Source organism: Streptomyces sp. NPDC012637, from assembly GCF_042954805.1.
In the GTDB taxonomy this organism is placed as follows: Bacteria; Actinomycetota; Actinomycetes; order Streptomycetales; family Streptomycetaceae; genus Streptomyces.
This window is the reverse complement of the sequence record NZ_JBIBDS010000015.1, coordinates 1-25,903: the sequence shown is the minus strand read 5'-3', so window position 1 is coordinate 25,903 and position 25,903 is coordinate 1. Positions and strand designations below refer to the sequence as shown.

22 protein-coding genes are annotated in these 25,903 nt (G+C 73.1%); 18 read left to right on the top strand and 4 right to left on the bottom strand.

Features of this window, described 5'->3' with window-relative positions; translation table 11 throughout:
- The first annotated feature begins 35 nt into the window (after nt 1-35).
- Both ACFY8W_RS37075 and ACFY8W_RS37070 read left to right on the top strand, forming a co-directional pair.
- The gene (locus ACFY8W_RS37075; protein WP_391115451.1) at nt 36-1,097 is read left to right on the top strand and encodes an AAA family ATPase; all 1,062 of its coding nucleotides are present in this window, start codon (nt 36-38) and stop codon (nt 1,095-1,097) included.
- A complete protein-coding gene (locus tag ACFY8W_RS37070; RefSeq protein ID WP_391115448.1) occupies nt 1,087-4,731 on the top strand; it encodes an SAV_2336 N-terminal domain-related protein in 3,645 nt (1,214 codons plus the stop codon). Before ACFY8W_RS37075 ends, ACFY8W_RS37070 begins: the two co-directional genes overlap by 11 nt.
- A gap of 27 nt (nt 4,732-4,758) precedes the next feature.
- On the opposite strand, the gene ACFY8W_RS37065 is transcribed toward ACFY8W_RS37070, so the two are convergent.
- Complete coding sequence (locus ACFY8W_RS37065) at nt 4,759-5,883, bottom strand: YhjD/YihY/BrkB family envelope integrity protein (protein WP_391115445.1); 1,125 nt, start codon at nt 5,881-5,883, stop codon at nt 4,759-4,761.
- Between the two features lie 17 nt (nt 5,884-5,900).
- Between ACFY8W_RS37065 and ACFY8W_RS37060 the strand changes: the two genes are divergently transcribed.
- Both ACFY8W_RS37060 and ACFY8W_RS37055 read left to right on the top strand, forming a co-directional pair.
- Complete coding sequence (locus tag ACFY8W_RS37060) at nt 5,901-7,553, top strand: acyl-CoA dehydrogenase family protein (protein WP_391115442.1); 1,653 nt, start codon at nt 5,901-5,903, stop codon at nt 7,551-7,553.
- 355 nt (nt 7,554-7,908) lie between these two features.
- Nucleotides 7,909-9,210, top strand: coding sequence for a GAF domain-containing protein (locus ACFY8W_RS37055; protein ID WP_391115439.1), 1,302 nt, complete (start codon nt 7,909-7,911; stop codon nt 9,208-9,210).
- Nucleotides 9,211-9,213: 3 nt separating this feature from the next.
- Here ACFY8W_RS37055 and ACFY8W_RS37050 read toward each other — a convergent pair whose 3' ends face one another.
- The 3 genes from ACFY8W_RS37050 to ACFY8W_RS37040 form a co-directional block, all read right to left on the bottom strand.
- Nucleotides 9,214-10,257, bottom strand: a complete 1,044-nt coding sequence (locus tag ACFY8W_RS37050; RefSeq protein ID WP_391115436.1) for a hypothetical protein — start codon at nt 10,255-10,257, stop codon at nt 9,214-9,216.
- Nucleotides 10,258-10,332: 75 nt separating this feature from the next.
- Nucleotides 10,333-11,301: a PfkB family carbohydrate kinase gene (locus tag ACFY8W_RS37045; protein ID WP_391115433.1), complete on the bottom strand. Its 969-nt coding sequence runs from the start codon at nt 11,299-11,301 to the stop codon at nt 10,333-10,335.
- A 51-nt stretch (nt 11,302-11,352) separates the two neighbouring features.
- Nucleotides 11,353-13,398, bottom strand: coding sequence for a GH32 C-terminal domain-containing protein (locus ACFY8W_RS37040; RefSeq protein WP_391115430.1), 2,046 nt, complete (start codon nt 13,396-13,398; stop codon nt 11,353-11,355).
- A gap of 138 nt (nt 13,399-13,536) precedes the next feature.
- Between ACFY8W_RS37040 and ACFY8W_RS37035 the strand changes: the two genes are divergently transcribed.
- The 14 genes from ACFY8W_RS37035 to ACFY8W_RS36970 form a co-directional block, all read left to right on the top strand.
- The gene (locus ACFY8W_RS37035; RefSeq protein ID WP_391115427.1) at nt 13,537-14,544 is read left to right on the top strand and encodes a substrate-binding domain-containing protein; all 1,008 of its coding nucleotides are present in this window, start codon (nt 13,537-13,539) and stop codon (nt 14,542-14,544) included.
- Nucleotides 14,545-14,591: 47 nt separating this feature from the next.
- On the top strand, nt 14,592-15,608 hold the full coding sequence (locus ACFY8W_RS37030; RefSeq protein WP_391115424.1) for an ABC transporter permease: 1,017 nt from the start codon (nt 14,592-14,594) through the stop codon (nt 15,606-15,608).
- On the top strand, nt 15,605-16,408 hold the full coding sequence (locus ACFY8W_RS37025; RefSeq protein ID WP_391115421.1) for an ATP-binding cassette domain-containing protein: 804 nt from the start codon (nt 15,605-15,607) through the stop codon (nt 16,406-16,408). Before ACFY8W_RS37030 ends, ACFY8W_RS37025 begins: the two co-directional genes overlap by 4 nt.
- A gap of 47 nt (nt 16,409-16,455) precedes the next feature.
- Nucleotides 16,456-17,478, top strand: a complete 1,023-nt coding sequence (locus ACFY8W_RS37020; RefSeq protein ID WP_391115418.1) for a substrate-binding domain-containing protein — start codon at nt 16,456-16,458, stop codon at nt 17,476-17,478.
- A 218-nt stretch (nt 17,479-17,696) separates the two neighbouring features.
- Nucleotides 17,697-18,269 (top strand): GNAT family N-acetyltransferase, encoded by a 573-nt coding sequence (locus ACFY8W_RS37015; RefSeq protein ID WP_391115416.1) that lies wholly within the window; start codon nt 17,697-17,699, stop codon nt 18,267-18,269.
- Between the two features lie 177 nt (nt 18,270-18,446).
- Nucleotides 18,447-18,530, top strand: a complete 84-nt coding sequence (locus ACFY8W_RS37010) for a putative leader peptide (RefSeq protein ID WP_351188065.1) — start codon at nt 18,447-18,449, stop codon at nt 18,528-18,530.
- A 126-nt stretch (nt 18,531-18,656) separates the two neighbouring features.
- A complete protein-coding gene (locus tag ACFY8W_RS37005; protein ID WP_391115414.1) occupies nt 18,657-20,354 on the top strand; it encodes a nitrite/sulfite reductase in 1,698 nt (565 codons plus the stop codon).
- On the top strand, nt 20,351-20,530 hold the full coding sequence (locus ACFY8W_RS37000; protein WP_391115411.1) for a hypothetical protein: 180 nt from the start codon (nt 20,351-20,353) through the stop codon (nt 20,528-20,530). Before ACFY8W_RS37005 ends, ACFY8W_RS37000 begins: the two co-directional genes overlap by 4 nt.
- Nucleotides 20,527-21,243 carry a phosphoadenylyl-sulfate reductase gene (locus tag ACFY8W_RS36995; protein WP_391115408.1) on the top strand — a complete coding sequence of 239 codons (717 nt, stop codon included), beginning with the start codon at nt 20,527-20,529 and terminating at the stop codon, nt 21,241-21,243. The genes ACFY8W_RS37000 and ACFY8W_RS36995 overlap by 4 nt, the downstream gene beginning before the upstream one ends.
- Nucleotides 21,243-21,821, top strand: coding sequence for an adenylyl-sulfate kinase (gene cysC / locus ACFY8W_RS36990; RefSeq protein ID WP_391115405.1), 579 nt, complete (start codon nt 21,243-21,245; stop codon nt 21,819-21,821). Before ACFY8W_RS36995 ends, cysC begins: the two co-directional genes overlap by 1 nt.
- Nucleotides 21,818-22,753 (top strand): sulfate adenylyltransferase subunit CysD, encoded by a 936-nt coding sequence (cysD, locus tag ACFY8W_RS36985; RefSeq protein WP_391115402.1) that lies wholly within the window; start codon nt 21,818-21,820, stop codon nt 22,751-22,753. Before cysC ends, cysD begins: the two co-directional genes overlap by 4 nt.
- Nucleotides 22,754-22,755: 2 nt before the next feature.
- Nucleotides 22,756-24,108, top strand: coding sequence for a GTP-binding protein (locus ACFY8W_RS36980; RefSeq protein ID WP_391115399.1), 1,353 nt, complete (start codon nt 22,756-22,758; stop codon nt 24,106-24,108).
- A gap of 197 nt (nt 24,109-24,305) precedes the next feature.
- Nucleotides 24,306-25,415, top strand: coding sequence for an aliphatic sulfonate ABC transporter substrate-binding protein (locus ACFY8W_RS36975; RefSeq protein ID WP_391115396.1), 1,110 nt, complete (start codon nt 24,306-24,308; stop codon nt 25,413-25,415).
- A 35-nt stretch (nt 25,416-25,450) separates the two neighbouring features.
- A partial coding sequence (locus ACFY8W_RS36970) for an ATP-binding cassette domain-containing protein (RefSeq protein WP_391115393.1) occupies nt 25,451-25,903 on the top strand: 453 nt, incomplete at its 3' end.

Sequence of the window (25,903 nt, the reverse complement as noted above, 5' to 3'; positions counted from 1 at the left end):
CTCATCGGCTGAACACCCTTATTGGAGAAGCGCATATGTCCCTCTGGCCGGTCTACACCGGATCGAGCGAGCCGCACGACGGCATCGACGCGCTGCCGGCGCCGCCGCCGTGGCGGACGTTCGACGGCGGCCCGGCGCTGCCGCCGGCCCGGGACGAGGACGCCGACGGCGGGGCGCCGGGCCGGGTGCACCGGGCGCGCACCTACCAGCCGACGCCGGAGACGGTGCAGCTGGTCAACGCGGCGCTGTACCTGCGGCGGCCGCTGCTGGTCACCGGCCCGCCGGGCAGCGGCAAGTCGAGCCTGCCGTACGCGGTGGCCCGTGAGCTGGGGCTCGGCCGGGTGCTGCGCTGGAACGTCACGAGCCGCACCGCGCTGACCGACGGTCTCTACCGCTACGACCCGCTGTCGCGGCTGTACGCGGCGGGCCGGGCCGGGGATGGCTCGGCCGCCGGGAACGGTCCGGGCGACGGGGAGCGGTCGGCGGAGGCGGCGGCCGAGGCCGCGATCGAGGACCATCTGCGGCTCGGTCCGCTGGGCACGGCGCTCCTGCCGTACGAGCGGCCGCGCGTCCTGCTGATCGACGAGATCGACAAGTCCGACCTCGACCTGCCCAACGATCTGCTGCACGTCCTGGAGGAGGGGCAGTACGAGATCCCGGAACTGGTGCGGGCCGCGCGGTCCCACCCGGTGGCCGAGGTGATGGTGGCGGACTCGGAGGACCGGGTGCCGGTGCGTCACGGCGAAGTGCGCTGCCGTGCCTTTCCTTTCGTGGTCCTGACCAGCAACGGCGAGCGCGAGTTCCCGCCCGCGTTCCTGCGCCGCTGCGTGCGCCTCGAACTGCGGCGCCCGCTGCGCGACCAGCTGGAGGAGATCGTGCGGGCGCACCTCGGGGAGCTCGACGAGCGGGACCACGCCCTCGTGGACGCCTTCCTGCGCCGGGGCAGCGCGGGCGAACTGGCCACCGACCAGTTGCTCAACGCGATCTACCTGACCCGGACTTCGGGCCTGGAGGCGCCGTCGCGGGAGAGTCTGGCGGAGTCGCTGATGCCGTACCTGGGCCGGGTGGCGGAATCCTGGGACGTCGATGACGTCTGAGGCGGCGGGCCGGCTCGCCGCGCTGGCGGGCGTCCTGGGGCGGGCCGGTGAGGAGCCGCCGACGGGGCGCGAGCTGGCGGAACTGCTGTGGTTGGCCCGGCAGATGGGGGGCGAAGGACGGGCGGGGGCGCCGGCGGATCCGGAGCCGCGGCCCGCGGTGGTGACGGACGAGGGCCCGGCCGGCCCGCACAGCGTCCGCACCTCACGCCGCCTGGTCGCACCGCCGGCCGAGCCGCCGCCCGAGCCGGCGCGGCCCCTGCTGCCGCCGCCCGGGCCCGCTCCCCGGGTACCGTTGCGCACCCCGGCGCCGTCCGCGCCCCGTGCCGTAGCCGAGGGGACGGCCGGGTACACGCCGTTGCTGGCGCCCGCGCCGCCGATGCTGGCCCGGCCGCTGGCCCTGCAGCGTTCGCTGCGGCCGCTGCGGCGCACGGTGCCGAGCGGCGCCGAGCGGGAACTGGACGAGGCGGCGACCGCGGACCGGATCGCCTCGCTCGCCGCGCCCGGCTCGGGCCCGCGGCTGTGGTTCCCGGTGCTCCGCCCTCGCCAGGAGCGCTGGCTGCACCTGCGGATCGTGGTCGACTCCGGTCCGACGATGACGATGTGGCGACCGCTGGCGCGTGAGCTGCACACCGCGTTCGCGCAGACCGGCGCCTTCCGCACGCTGGACGTGCTGCGGCTGGGCGAGGACGGTCTGCTGCCGCGGCGGCATCGCGAGCGGGGCCGTACGGCGGTGCTGGTGCTCAGCGACGCGATGGGGCCGCAGTGGCGGGACGGCCCGGCCGGGCTGCGCTGGCGCGCGGTGCTCGCGGCGCTGGCCCGGGAGGGCCCGGTGGCCCTGCTCCAGCCGCTGCCGGAGCGGATGTGGCGGCACACGGCGGCGCCGGCGGTGCCGGGCCTGTTCGTGTCCCCGGCCGCCGGCGTGCCGAACGCGGCGCTCGACTTCACCCCGTACGACGCACCGGCCGGGGCCCCGGGCGCGGTGCCGCTGCCCGTCCTCGAACCGTCCGACGTCTGGCTGGGCAACTGGGCGGCCCTGGTGGCCTCCCCGTCCGGTGCGGAGGTACCGGGCGCGGCGGCCTTCGTGCGTCCGGACGCCCTGACCGCGGGCCCCGACGACGAGGGGCTCGTCCCCGAGGAGGCGGATCCGGAGGACCTGGTCCTGCGCTTCCGCGCGCTCGCCTCCCCGCAGGCGTTCCGGCTGGCCGCGCACCTGGCGGTCGGCTCGGCCCACCTGCCGGTGATGCGCCTGGTGCAGGCGGCCGTCGAGGAGCGCCCCGAGCCGCGGCACCTCGCGGAGGTGGTGCTGAGCGGCATGCTCCGCGCGGAGCCGGACGCGGCACCCGGCGCGTACGACTTCCGCCCCGGCGTCCGCAGGGTCCTCCTGGCCGCCCTCCCCCGCACCTCCCTCGTCCGCACGGCGGGCCTGCTCGCCCGCGTCAGCACGGAGATCGAGGCCCGCGCGGGCCTGTTGCCGGGCGAGTTCCGCGCGCTGGCCGAGACCCTGACCGCCCAGCGCGGCGAGCGGGCGGCGGGCCGCCCGTTCGCGCTGGTGAGCGAGGAGAGCGTGCGGCTGCTCGGCGGGGCGGCTCCGCTCGCGCCGGCCGCGCAGCCCGGCGGCCGTACGGGCGGCGGGACGTACGCGCGGCCGGCGCAGCGGACGGCTTCCGACGGTGCCTCCGACGTGCCGCCGCCACGGCTCGGCGGGGACCGCTACACGGTCGGCGAGCGGCTCGGCGGCACCGACGCCCAGGTGTGGCGGGGCTACGACCAGTACCTGCAGCGCGACGTGGCGCTGTCGTACTTCCCCTTCCCCACGGCGGAACAGCGGAGCCGCACCGGCCGCACCGGCCGCGACACGGGGTCCGCGGGCACGGAGTTCCTGGCCCGTACGTACGAGGTCGCCCGGGTGACCGCGCCGAACCTGCTGAGGGTGTACGACGCGGTGGTCCTGGACGAGGGCTGCTGTCTCGTCACGGAGCTGGTGTGGGGGCGTTCGCTGCGGCAGCGACTGGACGAGGCCGGCGGGCCGCTTCCCGTGTCGGAGGCCGTCGGGATCGCCAAGAGCGTTCTCTGGGGGCTGCAGGCGCTGCACCGCAGCGGGGGCTTCGCGCACGGCAACCTGACCCCGTCGAAGGTGCTCGGGGTCGACCACAGGCCCCGGCTCTCCGACTTCGGGCTGCGCTGGCCCTACGCCCCGCTCCACGACGACCCGGACCGCACGACGCGGTTGCCGCGCTCGCCGGGCTACGACGACATCGTCAGGCCCGTCACGGTGCGCTATCTCGCCCCTGAGCGGACGCGCGGGAGGCCCACGCCGGAGGGCGATCTCTACGCGCTCGGCTGCATCCTCTACGAGATGCTGACCGGCGAGCCGGCGGCCGGCGGGCACGACCGGGAGACCGTGCTCCGGCACCACGCGGAAGGCGTGGCGCGGAACCTGCCCGCCCTCGACCCGGCGCTGCCGGAACAGCTGAGGCGGGCGCTCCTCGGACTGCTCTCCCGCTCGGGGCCGGAGCGCGAGCGCGGCGCGACCCTGCTGAGGGGGCTCCATCTGCCGGGCGAGCGGCCGGGACGGACCCCGGACTACCGGCTGCTGGGCCCGCCGCGGGCCCGGGTCCGCGGCCGGGACGTCTCCGAGGACGCCTTCCAGCGCAACGCCTTCCTGGCCCGGCTGCTGACGGCGCGCCGACGCCTGGTGCCGCACGAGGAGATGGCGGAGGTGGTGCGGGACAGTCCGCGGCTCAAGCCCGCGCAGTACGTGCTGCACCTGAGGGCCCTCGGCATCGAGGTCCAGGTGCTCGACGGCGGCTACCTGCTCGACGTGCCGGACTCCGCGCTCGACGTGGCCCGGGCGGAGTCGCGGATCGCGGCGGCGGACGGTGCCCTGTCCCAGGGCGACCGGAGCGCCGGGCGGGGTCTGCTCCGGGACGCACTGGACCTGTGGCGCGGAGAGCCCCTGGAGGGCGTCCCGGGCGCGTGGGCGGCGGGCGAGCGGCGGCGGCTGGTGGAGCTGCGCGCGAGCGTGGAGGAGCAGCTGGCCCTGCTCGACGGGCCGCAGGCTCCCCCGCCGGGCTGGCTGGCGGTCCGGGCCCTGCGGCCCTGGAGCAGGACGGACGAGGTCGTCCTCGAGCTCGCCGGAAGCGCGGTGGGCGACACGCTGCGCCCGTCGAGGTACAACGAGCCGCCGACCGCGCCGGTCCCGCCGCACCGTGAGGTTCCGGACCTCGTGGAATGGGCGGTGACCAGCTTCCCGTACGAGCTCGCCCGGCGGCTGGACCGGGACGCGGGGCCGGCCGTCCGGGTGCGCCTGGCCCTTCACGAGGGGTCCGAGGTCGCCGCGAGGAACCTGGTGGGGACGCAGGTCCCCGACGTCGACGACCCGGCGGGGAGCGATGCCGCCGTGGTGGTCACGGTGTTGGTCTCGCACGAACTGCGGTCACGGCTGTCGAAGGCCCGGCGCCGCGACTTCGGCAGCATGACGGTGACGGCGAGCGGCTGGTCGCACACCGTGGTGGTGCCGTGGCCACCGCCGGAGGGCGGCGGCCGGTCGCCCCGTGGGCCCGAGCCGGACTCGGGCCCGTCTCCCCGGAGGGCCGGGTCCGCCACGCCGGACGGGCAGGTCCGGGGGCCGTGAGGCGGCCCGGCACGCGGGCCGGGCCCGTCAGTCCTTCTCGCGCCCCGCGTGCAGCCGCGACTTCACGTCGTCCGGCGGCAGGAACCTCGACCAGCGTTCGGGGAACTCCGACGGCATGTCCGGGTCGTCCTCGTCCACGTCCTCGGCCTCCGCGCGCAGGCGGGCGACCAGGTCGGCGGCCTGCGCGGCGCGGGCGCGTTCGTTGGCCTCGCGGGCGGCGGCGGTGGCGACGGAGGGCCAGACGCGGTCGATGGCGGCGTTGACGGCGGCGCCGACGAGGACCGCGAAGGCGGAGATGCCGATCCAGAGGAGGACGGCGATGGGGGCCGCCAGGGAGCCGTAGATGGTGGGGCCCTCGACCTGGCTGGTGAGATAGATGCGCAGCAGGAAGCTGCCGAGCACCCACATCGCGAGGGCGACGAGCGCGCCCGGGATGTCCTCGATCCACGGGGAGCGCACGGGGACGGAGACGTGGTACAGGGTCGTCAGGAAGGCGATGGTGAGGAGGATGACCGTCGGCCAGTACAGGACCGAGACGACCTCCGTGCCCCAGGGGACGAGCTCCACGATGCGGTCGGGGCCGACGACGGCGAGCGGGAGGACGACGGCGCCGATGACGAGGGCGACGAGGTAGAGCAGGAAGGCGAGCAGCCGGGTCTTGACGATGCCGCGGTGGCCGTCGAGGCCGTACATCACCGTGATCGTGTCGATGAAGACGTTGACCGCCCGTGAGCCGGACCAGAGGGCGATGGCGAAGCCGAGGGAGATCAGTTCGGGGCGCTTGCCCTGGGTGACGTCCTCCAGGAGCGGACGGGCGATCTCGTTGACGCCCCGGTCGGACAGGACCGTACGGGCGGCGTGGAGGATGTTCTCCTCGATGCTGGCGACGGTGTCGGTGTTGGTCCACTCGTCGGCGTAGCCGAGCAGGGCGATCAGGCCGAGCAGCAGCGGCGGCAGCGACAGCAGGGTGAAGAAGGCGGCCTCGGCGGCGAGGCCGAGGATGCGGTACTCGATGCACGAGTTGACCGTGTCCTTCAGCAGCAGCCAGACCATCTTCCGCTTGGAGACGTTGCGGTAGAGGACGCGAGCGCGGTGGAGCCTGCTCCAGGGCCGCCGGTCGCGCCGTTCGGGTGTTTCGTTTGCTGCCTGCACCTCCTTACCGTATCGGCATGGAAGCCGGCACCCACACCGTGACCAACCAGGCTCCGCCCCTGGTGGGATACGACATGTTCGCGACCGACCTGGCCCTGGCGGAGGCCGTGGAGCGGCATCTGCCGCCGGAGGTGTACGACGACGCGCATCAGGAGCTGACGTCCCTCGGGATCTCGGCGGGATCTTCGCAGGCGCAGGAGTGGGGGCGGCTCGCGAACGGGTTCCCGCCGCGGCTGCGCACGCACGACCGGTACGGCAACCGGGTCGACGAGGTGGAGTTCCATCCGGCGTGGCACCGGCTGCTCGGCCGCGGCGTGGCGGCGGGTCTCTCGGGTTCGGCGTGGGGCCGTCCGGGTGGTCATGTGCGGCGGGCCGCGGCGTTCCTGCTGGCCTCGCAGGTCGAGGCGGGGCACGGCTGTCCGCTGTCGATGACCCACGCGGCGGTGCCGGCGCTACGGGCCGAGCCGGAGCTCGCGGCGGCGTGGGAGCCGCTGCTCGCCTCGCGGGTGTACGAGCAGGACCTGCGGCCGCCGCTGGAGAAGGCGGGCGTGCTGCTCGGGATGGGCATGACGGAGAAGCAGGGCGGCAGTGACGTGCGGGCGAACACGACCCGGGCGGAGCCGCTGGCGGCCGACGGCGAGTACGTCCTGACGGGGCACAAGTGGTTCTGTTCGGCGCCGATGTCGGACGGGTTCCTGGTGCTGGCGCAGGCTCCGGCGGGCCTGACCTGCTTCCTCGTGCCCCGGGTGCTGCCGGACGGGACGCGCAACGCCTTCGCGATCCAGCGGCTCAAGGACAAGCTGGGCAACCGGTCGAACGCCTCCGCGGAGGTCGAGTTCGACGGGTCGACGTGGGCGCGCCGGGTCGGCGAGGAGGGGCGCGGGGTGTCCACGATCATCGGGATGGTGGCGGCGACCCGGCTCGACTGTGTGCTCGGCTCGGCCGCGCTGATGCGGCAGGCGGTCGCGCAGGCCGTGCACCACGCCTCGTACCGGCGCGCGTTCGGCGGTCTCCTCGTCGACAAGCCGCTGATGCGGAACGTGCTCGCCGACCTGGCGCTCGAGTCGGAGGCGGCGACGGTGCTCGGGCTGCGGCTCGCGGCGGCGTACGACTCCGACACGGCCGAGGAGCGGGCGCTGCTGCGGCTCGCGGTGCCGGTGGCGAAGTACTGGGTGACGAAGCGGTGCACGCCGGTGGTGACGGAGGCGCTGGAGTGCCTGGGCGGGAACGGCTACGTGGAGGAGTCGGGGTTGCCGCGGCTGCTGCGCGAGTCGCCGCTGAACTCGATCTGGGAGGGCGCGGGGAACGTGCAGGCGCTGGACGTGCTGCGGGCGCTGCAGCGGGAGCCGGCGGCGCTGAACGCCTTCCTGATGGAGGTGGGGCGGGCGCGCGGCGAGGACCACCGGCTCGACCGGGCGATCCGGGACCTGCTGACCGAACTGGCGGATCTGGAGGGCGTCGAGGCGCGGGCCCGGCGGCTCGCCGAGCGGATGGCGCGGGTGCTCCAGGGCGCGCTGCTCGTGCGGTGGGCGCCGCCGGAGGTGGCCGACGCGTTCTGCGCCTCGCGGCTCGGCGGGGACTGGGGCGCGTCGTTCGGGACGCTGCCGCACACGCTCGGCCTGGCGGCGGTGGTGGACCGGGCGCGGCCGGAGCCGCTGTCCGCGAGCTGACGGACCGTGCGTACGGCCGGAGCTTCGTACGGCCTGGACGTGCGTACGGAGGGACCGTCTCCGGAGTGACGGCGGTGCATGGAGCCGCGCGTGCCAGGGGTGGACCTGGGGGGTCGGCACGCGCGGAAAAGCCGAGGGTGGTGCTGCGCCGACACGGCACCACCCTCCGCTTCGACCCCACCCTCTCTCCAGGGGGCGGGGGTTGCCAGAGTTGCAAGAGGTTGCAGGATTACCGGAAGCAGCCCGCGCGTGACGCTGTGGAACGGCACGATGGGCGCCGGGACGCACACAGTGCAGAACCGATACAGCTCCGATGCAGCACTGATACAGCACCGTGCGTGGCTGGGAGGGACCGATGAACCGAGCACAGGTCGACCTGAACCGGCTGGCCGGGATGGACGCCGCCAAGGCGACCCGGCTGCTGCACAAGGTCCGCGAGGAGACCCTGGCCGGCCGGAAACCGCCGGTGGCGCCGCGCCCGGTGATCGACGCCTCCTGGCAGCGGATGTTCCGGCTGGGCCTCAACCCGGACCAGAGCACGAGCAGCGTGCTGCTGCGGCGCGACGAACTGGAGGAGCGGCGCCGGTCCTCCGTGCTCGGCGAGGTCATGCGGACGCTGAGCGCGGGACTCGCCGGGATCGCCGACGCCTCCATGCAGATCATGGTGGTGACGGACGAACTGGGCCGGGTGCTGTGGCGCGAGGGCAACCTCGCGGTGATGCGCCAGGCCAACGGGATCTGTCTGGAGGAGGGCGCCGCCTGGAGCGAGCAGACCACCGGGACCAACGCGGTCGGTACGGCGCTCGCCATGGGCAAGGCCGTGCAGGTGCACTCGGCCGAGCACTACGTGGAGACCCTGCACAACTGGACCTGTGCCGCCGCGCCCGTCCACGACCCCCGCGACCAGCGGCTGCTGGGGATCGTCGACGTGAGCGGGCCGGCGTCCAGCTTCCACCCGGCGACGCTCGCGCTCGTCGGCTCGGTGGCGCAGCTCGCGGAGGCGGAGATGCGTGACCGCCACCTGCGGTCGATCGAGCGGCTCCGCTCGGTGGCCGCGCCCATCCTGTGCCGGGTCGGCGGCCGGGCGGTCGCGGTGGACACCCACGGCTGGACGGCGGCGGTGACCGGGATGGCGCCGGTGGACCGGCTCCCGCTGCCCAAGTCCTTCCGGGCGGGCCGGGTGTGGCTGCCGTCGCTCGGCATGTGCGCGGTGGAGCCGCTGCCCGGCGGCTGGCTGCTGCGGGTGCAGGAGGACGGCCGGCCGGCGGACGCCGGCTCGGGCGCGGCGAGCCGGGTGGTGCTCGACCTGAGCCGGCCGCGCCGCTGGACGGTGTCCGTGTCGGGCGCGGCCGGCAGCTGGTCGCAGGAGCTGAGCCCGCGCCACGCCGAACTGCTGTACCTCCTCGCCCTGCACCCGGAGGGACGGACGGCGGCGGAGCTGGCGCAGGACGTGTTCGGCGACCGGACCAGGACGGTGACGGTACGGGCCGAGCTGTCGCGGGTGCGGCGCAACCTGGCCGGTGTCCTGGCGCACCGCCCGTACCGCTTCAGCGAGGAGGTCGAGGTGGAGCTGGTCCGCCCCGACCACCCGATGGACCTGCTGCCGCAGTCCACCGCTCCGGCGGTGCTGGCGGCGCGCAGCGGCATGACCGCCTGACGGTCAGGACGCCGCGAGCTTCTGGAACAGGGTGCGGACCGTGTCCTGGTTCGCGACCAGCGGGAGGGTGTCGAAGTACAGCTCCCATTCGCCGTCCGGGCCGAAGCGCTCCACGATGCCGAAGGGGACGTCGGTGCCGTGGGCGTTGGAGACGGTGCCGTGCCACTCCACGTAGGTGGTGGCCGTGCCGACGGCGACCTGGCCTGCCTTGAGCCGGAGGGTGCCCGAGCCGAAGAGGCGCTCCAGGTAGGCGCGCCTGCCGGCGTCGGTCGTGAGCGGGGCGCTCAGGCCGGGGCCCATGAGCCGGGCGCCGGCGGACCGGGCGAGCAGCGCCTCGGTGTCCTCGCCGTTCCAGGCGGCGAGGCGGGCCGCGACCTCGCCGACCCGGAAACGGGCGGGGATCCGGTCCGGGTGGGCCTCGCCGCTGTCGGCGACGCCCGCGAAGAGCGGCGCGGGCGCGTCCTCGGGCAGGGTGTCCTGGAACAGGACGGCCCGGTCGTAGTAGCGGCGGGCCTGGATCGTGCGGCCCTCGTCGCCGAGCACGTTGCGGGCGATCTGCGGGTAGCCGATGGTGCGGCCGCGCAGGGTGACCTCGTTCCACTGGCCGAACATCACGGTGCTGCCGTCGGCGACCACGTCGGTGCCGCGGTAGGTGAGACTGGGCGCGAGGCGCAGCGAGTTGGTGATGGAGGTGCCGATGACCGTGTGGCCGCGCTGCGCCTTGGCGCCGGCTTCCCAGAGGCTCGCCTCGGGGTCGAAGATGTCGAGGTAGGCCTGGACCCGGGGGTGGGTGACGTCGCCGACGGCGGGCGGGGTGCCGGTGGGGATCTCGCCGAAGGCGATCTGCCGCTCCATGAAGGCGCAGGCGTTGGGGTTGATCCGTCCTTCGAGCCGCTCGACCTTCGCCCGCGCCGACGGGCAGTTCACCGTTCCGGCGGCCGCGACGCCGCCGGGCTGCGCCCCCGCCGTGGGGACGGCGACCGCCGCCCCCGCGACGACCGCCGCCGCCACTGCGATGCCCACCGGTCCGCGTCGACCCGTACCCATGCCGTACCCCTTGTGTCGTGTGCCGTTCAGGTGTGATCACCTTGCCGGGCGGCCGGTGCGGCGGTCGATTACCCGTCAGGTAATGCTGCTGGTCAGCTCGTGTGCGTACGGCGGGTTGGCGCCGCGGACGGCGCAGGTGGCGGCGGCCACGGTGGTGCCGAAGGCGACGGCCTCGCGCAGCAGCGCGGGGCTGAGGGCGTCGAGGCGTCCGCCGAGCGCGTCGGCCTCGTGGAGGCGGTGCAGCAGGCCCGCCGTGAACGCGTCGCCCGCGCCGACGGTGTCGACGACCCGGACGGGCGGGGCGGGGACGCGCTCGCGGATCCCGTCGTACGAGACGAGCGCGCCGGCGCCGCCCAGGGTGACGACCACGAGCGGGACGCCCAGGCGGTGCCAGGCGTCGCAGGCGGCCTCGGGGGCGAGGCCGGGGTGGAGGTGGGCGAGGTCGTCCTCGCTCAGCCGGAGCAGGTCGGCGAGGGCGCACCAGCGCGGGAGGCGGGCCCGGTAGACGGCGGGGGCGACGAGCAGCGGGCGGACGTTGGGGTCGACGGAGAGGGTGGTGGTGGGGCGGAGTGCGGCGAGGAGTTCGTCGACGGCCGCGGCGCCGGGGTCGCGGACGAGGGCGAGGGAGCCGGTGTGGAGGGCGGCCGGGCGGGCGGCGGCGACGGGGGCGAGTTCGGGGCGGGTCCACTGCCAGTCGGCGGTGTTCTCGGCGTGGAAGGAGTACTCGGCGGCGCCGTCGGGCCCGAGGCCGGCGACGGCGAGGGTGCTGGGTTCGGTGGCGTCGGGGCACAGGTCGGTGCGGACGCCGGACTCGGCGAGGCGGCGGCGGAAGAGACCGCCGAAGACGTCGCCGGAGAGGCGGGCGACGAGGTGGGTGGGGGTGCCGAGGCGGGCGAGCGCGACGGCGGTGTTCGCGGGCCCGCCGCCCGGCAGGACGTCGAGCCGGAGGCCCGGTCCCTCGGCGGCGTCGGTCGCTTGGGGCGCGACGAAGGCGTCGGCGACGCATTCGCCGAGGACGGCCACGGGGCGGCGGGTCGCGGTCATGCGGGGTGCCTTTCGGTGCGGACGGGAGGAGTGCGTACGGAGCGGGTCCGGTTACCGGGGTCGGTCGGGCAGGACGGCGGAGCCGAGCGGGGTGAGGGAGGCGCTGACGAGCCGGATCCGGCCGGTCGGCGCGGTGAACTCGACGGCGTCGGACTCCTGGTAGCGGGGGTAGGCGCGGGCGGTGAGGGCGGCGCCGTCGCCGGTGAAGACCTCGACGGACGAGCGGTCGACGAGGATGTCGAGGGCGAGGGTGTTGCCGGGGCCCGCCTCGGCGTGGGTGGTGAAGGTGGCGGGGGTGCCGTAGCCGGCGCGGGTGGTGTCGAGGGTGAGGGTGCCGGTGGACTTCTCGTAGCGCAGTTCGGTCGCCTCGGCGGCGGAGGCCTTGAGGCGGAGGGTGACGGTGTCGGCGGTGGTGGCGCCGAGGTCGACCATGGTCCTGAGGCGGGCGCTGTCGCCGCGGCCGATGCGCCAGGTCCCCTGGACGGTCTTGCCGTTCACGGTGACCGGGGTGCCGGTGGCGAGGGTGTCGGTCTCGGCGACGGGCCGCTGGCCGAGCCGGCCGTCGGCGGTCAGGAAGAGTTCCCTGTGGAGGGCCTGGGCGCCGGCCCAGCCGCCGATCCGGGTGGGCTCCTTGGCGTTCCAGTCGCTCATCCAGGCGGTCATGAGCCGGCGCCCGGCGTCGTCCTCGTAGCTCTGGGCGGCGTAGACGTCACCGCCGCCGTCGAGGATGCCGTGGCGTTCGGCGGTGAAGCGGCTGCCGTCGTACGCGCCCACGGCGTAGCGCTGGAGCGACTGTCCGCCCTCGTTGGTGGAGTAGAGCAGGACCCACTTGCCGTCGAGCGGGAACAGGTCGGGGCACTCCCACATCGTGCCGGTGGTGCCGTCGCCCTCGGTGAGGACGCCGCTGTACGTCCAGGTGCGCAGGTCGTCGGAGGCGTAGAGGTGGACCTTGCCGCGACCGGCGTCGCCGGAGCCGACGGCCATCTTCCAGCGGCCGTCGACGGGGTCGCGGAAGAGCTTCGGATCGCGGAATCCGGCGGAGGAGCCGGGCGGGGCCTGGGCGATGACCTCGGTGCCGGGGGTGAAGGCGACGCCGTCGGTGCTGGTGGCGATCTCGACGGTCTCGGCGGTGGCGCCGGGGTGGGCGGCGGTGTCGGTGAACCGGGTGTACGCGACGGTGAGGGTGCCGTCGTCGTCGACGGCGCTGCCGCTGAAGATCCCGCTGTTGTCGGTGGGGCTCGCCGGGGGCGCCGGGGTGAGGGCGACGGGGAGTTCGCGCCAGTGGACGGCGTCGGGGCCGTCGGCGTGCGCCCAGTGCATGGGGCCCCACTTGGGGGCGTCGGGGTAGTGCTGGCTGAACAGGTGGTGGCGGCCGCGCCAGTGGATCAGCCCGTTGGGGTCGTTGATCCAGCCCTGGTAGGGCGTGTAGTGGTACTGGGGCCGCAGCGGGTCGGCGGCGTAGTCCCGTCGCGCGGTGGGCTGGTTGGCCTGGCCGAGGGTGCGGAAGGCGAGGCCGTTGTCGTCGCGTACGGCGGCGGCGCCGACGCGTACGTCGTCGAGGTTGATGTGGCCCCAGCCGCCGGTCCTGCGGTCGACGACCTCGAGGTGGACGGCCTGGCCGCGCCAGGGCGAGGTGTCCCAGACGGTGCGCACGTAGGCCTCGTCGTCGGTGCCGGTCTGGCTGAGCAGCCGGGCGCCGTCGGCGTCCCTGACGAGGGCGACGTACAGCCGCTGCGGGTCCCAGCCGCCGGCGACGAGGAAGCCGATGTGCGAAGGGGCGGCGAAGGTGGAGGACTTCAGGGTGCCGGTGGCGTCGTCGCCCGCGGCGGCGTGGCCCCAGAGGTGGTGGCCGCCCCGGTGGTGGAAGGGGCCGCCCCAGTAGGTGGTGGCGGTGCTGACGGCGCCGGGTCCGAAGGCGGTGCCTTCGGTGACGGTCCAGCCGGTGAGGTCCCCGGTCTCGAAGCCGGGGTTGACGGGCCCTGCGGCCAGGGTCTTCGTGGTGGCTGCGTGGCTGGTCAGAGGGGTGGCGAGGGGGATGCTCGCGGCGACGAGCGCCGCCGCGAGAAGGGTGGTGTGCGGTGCTTTCCAGCGGCTCATCCGGAAGCCTCCGTTGCCAACTCGTAACGAGTAGGGGGCATTGACGTTGCTCGCCGCGGAGTCCATCATCCTGGCCAGTCGATGTCAACGTTGACATAAGTCAACGATGACACCCCTGCGTCCCCGAGGAGCCGTGCCATGAAGCGCACCTTCCGCACCACCGTGTCACTCGTCGCCGCCACCGCCTCCGCCTCGTTGCTGCTCACCGCCTGCGGTGAGGGCGCCAAGGGCGCCGGCGGCAGCGGCGGGGCGGTGAAGGTCGGCCTGATCACCAAGACCGACACCAACCCGTTCTTCGTGAAGATGAAGGAGGGCGCGGAGGAGGCCGCCAGGAAGTCCGGCGTCCAGCTGTCCACGGCCGCGGGCAAGTTCGACGGCGACAACGAGGGCCAGGTCACGGCCGTCGAGAACATGGTGGCCGCCGGCGTGAAGGGCATCCTGATCACGCCCAACGACTCCAAGGCGATCGTCCCCGCGATCCAGCAGGCCCGGAAGAAGGGCGTCCTCGTCATCGCCCTCGACTCCCCCACCGACCCCCAGGACGCCGCCGACGCCCTCTTCGCCACCGACAACCTCAAGGCCGGCGTGCTGATCGGCGAGTACGCCAAGGCCGCGATGGCCGGGAAGCCGGCGAAGATCGCCACCCTCGACCTCGCCCCCGGCGTCGCCGTCGGACAACTGCGGCACGACGGCTTCCTCCAGGGCTTCGGCATCGCGAAGGACGACCCCGCCCTGGTCTGCTCCCAGGACACCGGCGGCGACCAGGCCAAGGGTCAGACGGCGATGGAGAACTGCCTGCAGAAGGCCCCGGACATCAACGTCGTCTACACCATCAACGAGCCCGCCGCCCTCGGCGCCTACAGCGCCCTCAAGGCCAAGGGCCGCCAGAAGGACGTCCTGATCGTCTCCGTCGACGGCGGCTGCACCGGCACCAACGCCGTCAAGGACGGCAAGATCGCGGCCACTTCGCAGCAGTACCCGCTGGTCATGGCCGCCAAGGGCGTCGAGGCCGTGGTCGCGTACGCCAAGAACGGCACCAAGGCCTCCGGCTACGTGGACACCGGGGTCACCCTCGTCACGGACGCGCCGGCCAAGGGCGTGGCGGCCAAGGACACCGAGTACGGCCTGGACAACTGCTGGGGCTGACCGCCCCGTTCACCGAACCACCCGCCCCTTCCTCCCCAGGAGCACCCTTGACCACCACGACCACCGCCCCGGCCGGCGCGGCCCCCGCACCGCCCGCCGCGACCGGCCCGCGCGCCCGGCAGCTGCTCACCCATCCCACGGCGGGCCCGCTCGTCGCCCTGCTCGCCGCGTGTCTGTTCTTCTCCTTCCAGAGCGACCAGTTCCTCTCCGGCGGGAACCTCTCCCTCGTCGTCCAGCAGGTGATGGTGGTCGGCACCCTCGCCCTGGGCCAGACCCTGATCATCCTCACCGCCGGCATCGACCTGTCCTGCGGCGCGGTCATGGCCTTCGGCTCCATCGTGATGGCGAAGCTCGCCGCCGACGGGACCCTGCCGCCGCTGCTCGCGGTCGTCGCCGGGATCGGCGTCTGCGCCCTGTTCGGCCTCGCGAACGGCGCGCTGGTCACCCAGGTCAAGCTGCCGCCCTTCATCGTGACGCTCGGCATGCTCAACATCGCCTTCGCGCTCACCCACATCTACTCCGACGAGCAGACCGTCACCGAGCTTCCCGGCGCGCTCACCGCCCTCGGCGAGACCTTCCCGCTGGGCCGCACCGACATCACGTACGGCTCGGTGCTCACCATCGCCCTCTTCCTCGCCTTCGCCTACTTCCTCGGCCAGACGGCCTGGGGACGCCACACCTACGCGCTCGGCAACAGCCCCGAGGTCGCCCGGCTCACCGGCATCCGCACCACCCGGCTGCTGCTCGGCGTCTACACCCTCGCCGGGGTGATCTACGGCGTCGCCGCGCTGCTCCTGATCTCCCGCACCGGGGTCGGCGACCCCAAGGCCGGCCAGACCGACAACCTGGACGCCATCACGGCCGTGGTCCTCGGCGGCACCAGCCTCTTCGGCGGGCGCGGCGCGGTCCTCGGCACCCTCGTCGGCGCGCTGATCGTCGGCGTGTTCCGCAACGGCCTCCAGCTCATGGGCGTGGGCTCGATCTACCAGACCCTGATCACCGGCGGCCTGGTGATCCTCGCCGTGGCCGTCGACCAGTTCTCCCGCAGGAAGGCCCGCCGATGAGCACGTCGACCAGCACGGGGACGAGCACCCAGCCGCTGACTCCCGTCCTCCGGGCCCGCGGACTCGTCAAGCGGTACGGGCAGGTCACCGCGCTCGACGGCGCGGACTTCGACCTCATGCCCGGCGAGGTGCTCGCCGTGATCGGCGACAACGGCGCCGGCAAGTCCAGCCTGATCAAGGCGCTCACCGGCGCCCTCCAGCCCGACGAGGGCACGCTCGAGCTCGACGGGGAGCCGGTCCGCTTCCGCGACCCGCTCGACGCGCGCCGCCACGGCATCGAGACCGTCTACCAGGACCTGGCGGTCGCCGCCTCCCTCGACATCGCGAGCAACATGTTCCTCGGGCGCGAGGTGCGCCGGCGCGGACCGCTCGGCTCGGTGTTCCGGATGCTCGACAACAAGAGGATGCGCGAGGAGTCGGCGGCGCACATGGCCGACCTGAAGATCGGGCTCCGTTCCTACACCCAGGCCGTGGAGACGCTCTCCGGCGGTCAGCGGCAGGGCGTGGCGGTGGCCCGGGCGGTCGCGTGGGCGCGGCACGTGGTGGTGATGGACGAGCCGACGGCCGCGCTGGGCGTGAAGGAGTCGGGCCAGGTGCTCGACCTGATCCGGCGGGTCCGGGACCGGGGCCTGCCGGTGGTGCTGATCAGCCACAACATGCCCCATGTGTTCGAGATCGCGGACCGGATCCACGTGCAGCGGCTCGGCCGCCGGGTGGCGCAGCTGCGGCCGTCCGACCATTCCATGTCCGAGGTCGTGGCGATCATGACCGGGGCGCTCACGGTGGAGGGGGAAGCTTAGGTACGGTCGTGGCGCGGCAGGTCCCACGACGACAGGAACGGTGATCAATGGCGGGCACCCGGCGGCCGACCCTCGCCGATGTGGCGGAGCGGGTCGGTGTGACCCCGAAGACCGTGTCCCGGGTGCTCAACGAGGACGGACCGGTCTCCGCGGCGACCCGCGAGAAGGTGCTCGCGGTCGTCGAGGAGCTGGGCTTCCGGCCCAATCTCATGGCCCGCAACATGCGGGTCGGGGCGCGGGACTCGACGGTCGGCCTGGTGGTGCCCGACATGGGCAACCCCTTCTTCGGCACGGTCGCCGGCGGGGTCGAGCAGGTCGTACGGGACCGGGGGCTCACGCTCCTCATGGGCTCCTCCGGCGAGCGGGAGGAGGCGGAGCACGCCCTGATCACCACCTTCCTGGCCCGCCGGATCAGCGGTCTGCTCGTCGTCCCGGCGGCCGGGAGCGATCACCGTTTCCTGCGCCGGGAACGGGAGAGCGGGCTGCCGCTGGTCTTCCTCGACCGGCCGGGCTCGGGGCTGACCGCCGACGCGGTGGTCAGCGCCAACGAGGAGGGGGCACGGGCCGGGGTGGCGCACCTGGTCGCCCACGGCCACCGCCGGATCGCCTTCATCGGGGACCGGCCTGCCCAGCTGTACACGCGCAAGATCCGGCAGCGCGGCTACCAGAAGGCGCTGCAGGAGGCGGGCATCGCGCCGGATCCGGCGCTGGTGGTCACGGCGCACGATCCGTACGCGGCGGGGGTGGCGGTCGGGCGGCTCCTGGCCCTGGCCGATCCGCCGACCGCGTTCTTCGCGGCGAACAACTTCGCCACGCTCGGTGTCGTCCCGGCGCTCGCGGAGGCGGGGCGCCGGGACGTGGCCGTGGTCGGCTTCGACGACATCCCGCTGGCGGGCGTCCTGGAGCCGGGCCTCACGGTCGTGGCGCAGGACCCGGCGGCGATGGGCCGGGCGGCGGCCGAGCAGCTGCTGGCCCGGCTCGACGGCGACCGCTCGCGCGCGGTGACGCGCACGGTCCCGGTGACCCTGGTGCCGCGCGGCTCGGGCGAGCTGCGCCCGGCGAAACGGTAGCGAGCCGCCCCCAGGGCACCCGGAGCGGACCCTCGCCCGACGACGGCGGGCGGGGCCCGTCGGCCCGAGCGGCCGGCGGCCGACGACGGCGGGGAGGGGTCCGGGTCCGGAGAGGGGGCGGTGGTGGGCTGTGTCCAGGGCTGTCCGCATGGCGGACAGCTTGTCCGCCAGGACCGAACACGGTGGGAATCCGCGGCTCCGCATGATGCGATAAGCCCATGAGCATCACTCTCACCACCTGGTCCCTCGAACAGACCTCGCCGTCCGACCTGCGTCCCGTCCCCGCGCCCGAGGGCCGCGAGGACCTGCGGATCGTGCGGGCCGAGGTGCCCTCGGCGGAGTTCAGCCGCTTCCTCTACACCGCGGTCGGCGGCGACATCGCCTGGAACGACCGGCTCTCGCTCACGTACGCGCAGTGGCAGGAGCTCGTGGAGAAGCCGGGCGCCGAGATCTGGGTGGCGTACGAGAAGGGGACGCCGGCCGGGTACGTGGAGCTGGACCCGCAGGACGACGGCGTGGTGGAGATCGTCTACTTCGGCCTGATCCCGGCCTTCCGGGGCCGCGGGATCGGCGGGCACCTCCTCTCGTACGGGGTGGAGCGCGCCTGGGACCTGGCCGAGCGCTGGCCCGACCGGGTCCCGACCAAGCGGGTGTGGCTGCACACCTGCTCGCTGGACGGGGAGCACGCGATGGCCAACTACGAGCGCCGCGGCTTCCGGCTCTTCGACACGAAGGTGGAGCAGGTCGAGGAGGCCGCCAACCCGGGCCCGTGGCCCGGCGCGTACGCCTGAGCCGCACGGTCCCGCACATCCCGCACGGAGGCGGGACCCGCACCTCCACACCGAAGGGGCCCTGAGCTGGGCCCCTTTCGCGTGACCCACGCCACACCATCTCGCAGAGCGAGACTCTGTTGTCCACATCCTGGACGAAGCTGGACTGGGTCCAAAGTCCCGTGACACGCTTCCGTCATGTCTGGAACTGGAATTGCCTTGGTGAGTCGGCGGCACGTCGACCTCGGCCGCATGTCCAGCGCCATCTGTTCGGCGCGCTGAGAAAACCAGCACCGCCGAACCACTCTCCTGACGTCCTGAACGCTGCGCACTGTCGCGCCACCTCCTACCCGAGCGCGAGTGTGCAGGTCAGAGCCGCCCTCTCGCAGTCCCGAAGGACAAAACGCCATGGCCGCCACCCCGGAAAACCCCACTCCCGCCGCCGCCCGTCGCAAGACCGGGCGCCACCGTGGCGAGGGTCAGTGGGCCGCGGGGCACTTCACCCCGCTGAACGGCAATGAGCAGTTCAAGAAGGATGACGACGGTCTCAATGTGCGGACACGTATTGAGACGATCTACTCCAAGCGGGGCTTCGACTCCATCGACCCCAACGACCTGCGCGGACGCATGCGCTGGTGGGGCCTCTACACCCAGCGGCGCGAGGGCCTGGACGGCACCAAGACCGGCGTCCTGGAGCCGGAGGAGCTGGACGCCGAGTACTTCATGCTGCGCGTCCGCATCGACGGCGGCCGGCTGACCACCGATCAGCTGCGGGTGATCGGCGAGATCTCCGAGGAGTTCGCGCGCGGCACCGCCGACATCACCGACCGGCAGAACGTCCAGTACCACTGGATCCGCATCGAGGACGTCCCGGAGATCTGGAACCGCCTGGAGGCGGTCGGCCTGTCGACCACCGAGGCCTGCGGTGACACCCCGCGCGTCATCCTCGGCTCGCCGGTCGCCGGCATCGCCGAGGACGAGATCATCGACGGCACCCCGGCCATCGACGAGATCTACCGCCGCATCGTCGGCAACAAGGACTTCTCCAACCTGCCCCGCAAGTTCAAGTCCGCGATCTCCGGCTCGCCGCTGCTCGACGTGGCGCACGAGATCAACGACATCGCCTTCGTCGGCGTGAACCACCCGGAGCACGGTCCCGGCTTCGACGTCTGGGTCGGCGGCGGTCTGTCCACCAACCCCAAGCTCGGCGTCCGGCTCGGCACCTGGGTCTCGCTCGACGAGGTCCCGGACGTCTACGAGGGTGTCATCTCGATCTTCCGCGACTACGGCTACCGCCGGCTGCGCAACCGCGCGCGCCTGAAGTTCCTGGTCGCCGACTGGGGCGCGGAGAAGTTCCGCCAGGTCCTGGAGGACGAGTACCTGAAGCGCAAGCTGACCGACGGCCCCGCCCCCGAGCAGCCGGCCGGCCGCTGGCGCGACCACATGGGCGTGCACCGGCAGCAGGACGGCCGCTACTACATCGGCTTCGCCTCGCGCGTGGGCCGGGTCGACGGCGCCACCCTCACCAAGATCGCCGACCTGGCCGAGCAGCACGGCTCCGGCCGGCTGCGGACCACCGCGGACCAGAAGATGATCCTCCTCGACGTCGAGGAGGCCCAGGTCGACTCCGCGGTCGCCGCCCTGGAGGCGCTCGACCTGCGGGTGGACCCGTCGCCGTTCCGGCGCGGCACGATGGCCTGCACCGGCATCGAGTTCTGCAAGCTGGCCATCGTCGAGACCAAGGCCCGCGGCGCCTCGCTGATCGACGAACTGGAGCGCCGCATCCCGGAGTTCGACGAGCCGATCACCATCAACATCAACGGCTGCCCGAACGCCTGCGCCCGCATCCAGGTCGCGGACATCGGCCTCAAGGGCCAGCTGGTCCTGGACGACGACGGCAACCGCGTCGAGGGCTACCAGGTGCACCTGGGCGGCGCGCTCGGCCTGGAGGCCGGCTTCGGCCGCAAGGTCCGCGGCCTGAAGGTCACCTCGGCCGAGCTGCCCGACTACGTCGAGCGGGTCCTCAAGCGCTTCCAGGCGGAGCGCGAGGACGGCGAGCGCTTCGCCACCTGGGCGGCCCGGGCCTCGGAAGAGGCCCTGTCATGAGCGAGCGGGCGGCACCGTTCCACTGCCCGTACTGCGGGGACGAGGACCTGCGTCCCGGCGAGCAGGGTCACGGCGCCTGGGAATGCAGGGCCTGCAGCCGAGCCTTCCAGCTGAAGTTCCTGGGGCTGCTGGCCCCGGGCACTTCGAGCAACTCCGGCGGAGGGGAAGAGATATGACGATCACGCAGGACGTGACGGACGCGACCGCGGCCGACCTGAAGGCACTCGCCGAGCAGGCCGGCCGCGAGCTGGAGGACGCCTCCGCCCTGGAGATCCTCCGGTGGGCGGCCGACACCTTCGGCAAGCGCTTCTGCGTCACCTCCTCCATGGAGGACGCGGTCGTCGCCCACCTCGCCTCGCGCGCCATGCCCGGCGTGGACGTCGTCTTCCTCGACACCGGCTACCACTTCGAGGAGACCATCGGCACCCGTGACGCCGTCGACGCCGTCATGGACGTCAACGTCATCACCCTGACCCCGCGGCAGACCGTGGCCGAGCAGGACGCCGAGTACGGCCCGAAGCTGCACGACCGCGACCCCGACCTGTGCTGCGCGCTGCGCAAGATCAAGCCGCTGGAGGAGGGCCTGACCCGGTACGCCGCGTGGGCCACGGGCCTGCGCCGCGACGAGTCCCCGACCCGGGCGAACACCCCGGTCGTCGGCTGGGACGAGAAGCGGCAGAAGGTGAAGGTCTCCCCGATCGCCCGCTGGACCCAGGACGACGTCGAGGCGTACGTCCTGGAGCACGGCGTCCTCACCAACCCGCTCCTCATGGACGGCTACACCTCCGTCGGCTGCGCTCCCTGCACGCGCCGGGTCCTCGAGGGCGAGGACTCCCGGGCCGGCCGCTGGGCCGGCCGGGCCAAGACCGAATGCGGGCTGCACGGCTGATGACGACCACCCCCCAGACTTCCCAGACCTCCCAGGAGACCCACGTGACCGGTGCCACCATCTGGCTCACGGGCCTGCCGAGCGCCGGCAAGACCACCATCGCGTACGAGCTGGCCGGCCGGCTGCGCGAGGAAGGTCAGCGCGTCGAGATCCTCGACGGCGACGAGATCCGCGAGTTCCTCTCGGCGGGCCTCGGCTTCAGCCGTGAGGACCGGCACACCAACGTGCAGCGGATCGGCTTCGTCGCCGAGCTCCTCGCCTCGCACGGCGTGAAGGTCCTGGTCCCCGTGATCGCCCCGTACGCCGACAGCCGCGAGGCGGTCCGCAAGCGCCACCAGGCCGAGGGCACCGCCTTCGTCGAGGTGCACGTGGCCACTCCGGTGGAGGTGTGCTCGGTCCGCGACGTGAAGGGCCTGTACGCCAAGCAGGCGGCGGGCGAGATCAGCGGCCTGACCGGGGTCGACGACCCGTACGAGGCCCCCGAGACGCCCGATCTGCGGATCGAGTCCCAGAACCAGACCGTGCAGGAGTCCGCGGCGCAGCTGCACGCGCTGCTCACCGAGAGGGGTCTGCTGTGACCACCGTTGCCCACGTCCACGACGCCACCGACAGCCCGTTCGCGCTGTCGCACCTCGACTCGCTGGAGTCCGAGGCCGTGCACATCTTCCGTGAGGTGGCGGGCGAGTTCGAGCGGCCGGTGATCCTGTTCTCCGGCGGCAAGGACTCCATCGTCATGCTGCACCTGGCGCTGAAGGCCTTCGCCCCGGCGCCGGTCCCGTTCACGCTGCTGCACGTCGACACGGGACACAACTTCCCCGAGGTCATCGAGTACCGCGACCGCGTGGTCGCCGAGCACGGGCTGCGGCTCCACGTCGCCTCCGTGCAGGACTACATCGACGCGGGGAAGCTGCGCGAGCGCCCGGACGGCACCCGCAACCCGCTGCAGACCGTGCCGCTGACCGAGGCGATCCAGCAGCACCGCTTCGACGCCGTCTTCGGCGGCGGCCGCCGCGACGAGGAGAAGGCCCGCGCCAAGGAGCGGGTGTTCAGCCTCCGCGACGAGTTCTCCCAGTGGGACCCGCGCCGCCAGCGGCCCGAGCTGTGGCAGCTGTACAACGGCCGGCACGCCCCCGGCGAACACGTCCGCGTGTTCCCGCTGTCCAACTGGACCGAGCTGGACGTCTGGCAGTACATCCAGCGCGAGAAGATCGCGCTGCCGGAGATCTACTTCGCGCACGAGCGCGACGTGTTCCAGCGCAACGGCATGTGGCTGACCGCCGGCGACTGGGGCGGCCCGAAGGACACCGAGACCGTCGAGACGCGCCTGATCCGCTACCGCACCGTCGGCGACATGTCCTGCACCGGTGCGGTGGACTCCGACGCCACCACGCTGGAAGCCGTGATCAACGAGATCGCCGCGTCCCGGCTCACCGAGCGGGGCGCCACCCGGGCGGACGACAAGCTGTCCGAGGCCGCGATGGAAGACCGCAAGCGCGAAGGGTACTTCTAACCATGAGCACGTTCACCGAAGAGCCCACCTCCGGGCACGCCGAGCTCGCGGCCACCACCCTGCTGCGCTTCGCCACCGCCGGCTCCGTCGACGACGGCAAGTCGACCCTGGTGGGCCGGCTCCTGCACGACTCCAAGTCGGTCCTCGCCGACCAGCTGGAGGCGGTGGAGCACGCCTCGCGTTCGCGCGGCCAGGAGGCGCCGGACCTGGCGCTGCTCACGGACGGTCTGCGCGCCGAGCGCGAGCAGGGCATCACCATCGACGTGGCGTACCGCTACTTCGCGACCCCGCGCCGCCGCTTCATCCTCGCCGACACGCCCGGGCACGTGCAGTACACCCGCAACATGGTGACCGGCGCCTCGACGGCCGAGCTGGCCGTGGTCCTCGTCGACGCCCGCAACGGCGTCGTCGAGCAGACGCGCCGGCACGCCGCCGTCGCCGCCCTGCTGCGCGTCCCCCACGTGGTGCTCGCCGTGAACAAGATGGACCTGGTCGACTACCAGGAGTCCGTGTTCGCCTCGATCGCCGCGGAGTTCACGACGTACGCGTCGGAGCTGGGCGTCCCGGAGATCACCGCGATCCCGATCTCCGCGCTCGCCGGCGACAACGTCGTGGAGCCGTCCGCCAACATGGACTGGTACGGCGGCCCGACGGTCCTGGAGCACCTGGAGACCGTCCCGGTCAGCCACGACCTGACGGCCTGCCACGCGCGCTTCCCGGTGCAGTACGTGATCCGTCCGCAGACCGCCGAGCACCCCGACTACCGGGGTTACGCGGGCCAGATCGCGGCCGGCGCGTTCCGGGTCGGCGAGCAGGTCACCGTGCTGCCCTCCGGCAGGACGTCGACGATCAGCGCGATCGACGCGCTCGGCGAGTCCGTGGACATCGCCTGGGCCCCGCAGTCGGTCACCATCCGGCTCGCCGACGACATCGACATCTCCCGTGGCGACCTGCTCGCCCCGGTCGCCGACGCCCCGGCCACCAGCCAGGACGTCGAGGCCACCGTCTGCCACGTGGCGGACCAGCCGCTGACCGTGGGCCAGCGGGTGCTGCTCAAGCACACCACCCGCACGGTCAAGGCGATCGTGAAGGAGATCCCGTCCCGGCTCACCCTGGATGACCTCTCCCAGCACCCGAACCCCGGGCAGCTCGTCGCCAACGACATCGGCCTGGTGAAGGTCCGCACCGCCGAGCCGCTCGCGCTCGACACGTACGCGGACTCCCGCCGCACCGGATCGTTCCTGCTGATCGACCCGGCCGACGGCACCACCCTGGCCGCGGGCATGGCGGGCGAGTCCTTCGCCGGCGCCAAGGCCGCGCCGGCGGCGGAGGACGAGGAGGGGTGGGACTTCTGATGGTCCGGGACCTCTACACCACCTTCGCCAAGGAGGGCGGCCGGGTCGGCTCCGGCGCCCTCGGTGCGGGCCGGGGAGGAGTGGCGCGATGTGCGTGCTGACCCCTGTGCGCCGCCGCGGCGCGACGGCGCTCCACCCCGTACGACACCGACATAAACGCAGACTTCGCTGAAGCCGAATCGAGGGGAACACCTCCCGTGCCTGCCACCACCCGTACCACCCTGCGCCGCGGCCTGGCCGCCGCAGCCGCTCTGCCCCTCCTGATCGGGGCGCTCGCCTCCTGCGGCTACGGTTCCCAGGCCAAGAACGACCAGAAGAAGGTGGCCGCCGAGGGCGAGAAGCTCTCCGCGGACTCCGTACGGCTCGGGTACTTCCCCAACCTGACGCACGCGACGGCCCTGGTCGGCGACCAGGAGGGCATCTTCCAGAAGGAGCTGGGCGGCACCCAGCTGAAGGTGTCGACCTTCAACGCGGGCCCCTCCGAGATCGAGGCGCTGAACGCCGGCTCGATCGACATCGGCTTCATCGGCCCCTCGCCGGCCATCAACGGCTACACCAAGTCCAAGGGCACCAACCTGCGCATCGTGGCCGGTTCGGCCTCCGGTGGCGTGAAGCTGGTGGTCAACCCGGAGAAGATCAAGTCGCTGGACGACGTCAAGGGCAAGCGGATCGCGACCCCGCAGCTCGGCAACACCCAGGACGTGGCCTTCCTCAACTGGGTGTCCGAGAAGGGCTGGAAGGTCGACTCGCAGTCCGGCAAGGGCGACGTCTCGGTGCTGCGCACGGACAACAAGATCACCCCGGACGCCTACAAGTCGGGTTCCATCGACGGCGCCTGGGTGCCGGAGCCGACCGCGTCGAAGCTGGTCAGCCAGGGCGGGAAGGTCCTCCTCGACGAGTCCGACCTGTGGCCGGGCAAGCAGTTCGTCATCACCAACGTGATCGTGTCGCAGAAGTTCCTCGCCGAGCACCCCGACGTGGTCGAGGCGGTCCTGCGGGGCTCGGTGAAGACGAACGCGTGGATCACCGCCAACTCGGACCGCGCGAAGGCCTCTGCCAACGCCAAGCTGAAGGAGCTCACCGGCAAGCCGCTGGGCGACAAGGTGATCGACGGCGCCTGGCCGTCGATCCGGTTCACCGACGACCCGCTGGCCGCGACGCTCCAGGCGCAGGCGGACCACGCGGTGAAGGCGGGCCTCCTCAAGGAGCCCGACCTGGTCGGCATCTACGAGCTGAAGCCGCTGAACAAGGTCCTGAAGGCCGAAGGCAGGCCCGAGGCGTCCGACGCCGGTCTCGGCGTCAAGTAACCAAGTCCGCAAGCGCTACCCAGGAGGTGACGACCATGGCCACGACCACGACGCTCGCCAAGGCCGAGGACCGCGTCCGCGCGACGGGTCACGCCGCGCGCATCGAGCACGTCTCGAAGTCCTTCGGCGGTCCCGCCGGCGCACAGCTCGTCCTCGACGACATCTCGCTCGACGTCGCCCCCGGCGAGTTCGTCACCCTCCTGGGAGCCTCGGGCTGCGGCAAGTCCACCCTGCTCAACCTGGTCGCCGGACTCGACCGGCCGACCGCGGGCTCCATCGACACCCCGGGCGGCCGCCCGGCGCTGATGTTCCAGGAACACGCGCTGTTCCCGTGGCTGACCGCGGGCAAGAACATCGAACTGGCCCTGAAGCTGCGCGGAGTGCCGAAGCCGCTGCGCCGCCCGGAGGCCGAGCGGCTGCTCGAACTCGTCAGGCTCGGCGGCTCGTACGGCAAGCGCGTGCACGAGCTGTCCGGCGGCATGCGCCAG

Bases quoted from the DNA above. Each gene is read 5' to 3' on its own strand.
- ACFY8W_RS37075 (WP_391115451.1), top strand. From the start codon at position 36: ATGTCCCTCTGGCCGGTCTACACCGGATCGAGCGAGCCGCACGACGGC.
- ACFY8W_RS37070 (WP_391115448.1), top strand. From the start codon at position 1,087: ATGACGTCTGAGGCGGCGGGCCGGCTCGCCGCGCTGGCGGGCGTCCTG.
- ACFY8W_RS37060 (WP_391115442.1), top strand. From the start codon at position 5,901: ATGGAAGCCGGCACCCACACCGTGACCAACCAGGCTCCGCCCCTGGTG.
- ACFY8W_RS37055 (WP_391115439.1), top strand. From the start codon at position 7,909: ATGAACCGAGCACAGGTCGACCTGAACCGGCTGGCCGGGATGGACGCC.
- ACFY8W_RS37050 (WP_391115436.1), bottom strand. From the start codon at position 10,257: ATGGGTACGGGTCGACGCGGACCGGTGGGCATCGCAGTGGCGGCGGCG.
- ACFY8W_RS37045 (WP_391115433.1), bottom strand. From the start codon at position 11,301: ATGACCGCGACCCGCCGCCCCGTGGCCGTCCTCGGCGAATGCGTCGCC.
- ACFY8W_RS37040 (WP_391115430.1), bottom strand. From the start codon at position 13,398: ATGAGCCGCTGGAAAGCACCGCACACCACCCTTCTCGCGGCGGCGCTC.
- ACFY8W_RS37035 (WP_391115427.1), top strand. From the start codon at position 13,537: ATGAAGCGCACCTTCCGCACCACCGTGTCACTCGTCGCCGCCACCGCC.
- ACFY8W_RS37025 (WP_391115421.1), top strand. From the start codon at position 15,605: ATGAGCACGTCGACCAGCACGGGGACGAGCACCCAGCCGCTGACTCCC.
- ACFY8W_RS37020 (WP_391115418.1), top strand. From the start codon at position 16,456: ATGGCGGGCACCCGGCGGCCGACCCTCGCCGATGTGGCGGAGCGGGTC.
- ACFY8W_RS37015 (WP_391115416.1), top strand. From the start codon at position 17,697: ATGAGCATCACTCTCACCACCTGGTCCCTCGAACAGACCTCGCCGTCC.
- ACFY8W_RS37010 (WP_351188065.1), top strand. From the start codon at position 18,447: ATGTCTGGAACTGGAATTGCCTTGGTGAGTCGGCGGCACGTCGACCTC.
- ACFY8W_RS37005 (WP_391115414.1), top strand. From the start codon at position 18,657: ATGGCCGCCACCCCGGAAAACCCCACTCCCGCCGCCGCCCGTCGCAAG.
- ACFY8W_RS37000 (WP_391115411.1), top strand. From the start codon at position 20,351: ATGAGCGAGCGGGCGGCACCGTTCCACTGCCCGTACTGCGGGGACGAG.
- ACFY8W_RS36995 (WP_391115408.1), top strand. From the start codon at position 20,527: ATGACGATCACGCAGGACGTGACGGACGCGACCGCGGCCGACCTGAAG.
- cysC (WP_391115405.1), top strand. From the start codon at position 21,243: ATGACGACCACCCCCCAGACTTCCCAGACCTCCCAGGAGACCCACGTG.
- ACFY8W_RS36980 (WP_391115399.1), top strand. From the start codon at position 22,756: ATGAGCACGTTCACCGAAGAGCCCACCTCCGGGCACGCCGAGCTCGCG.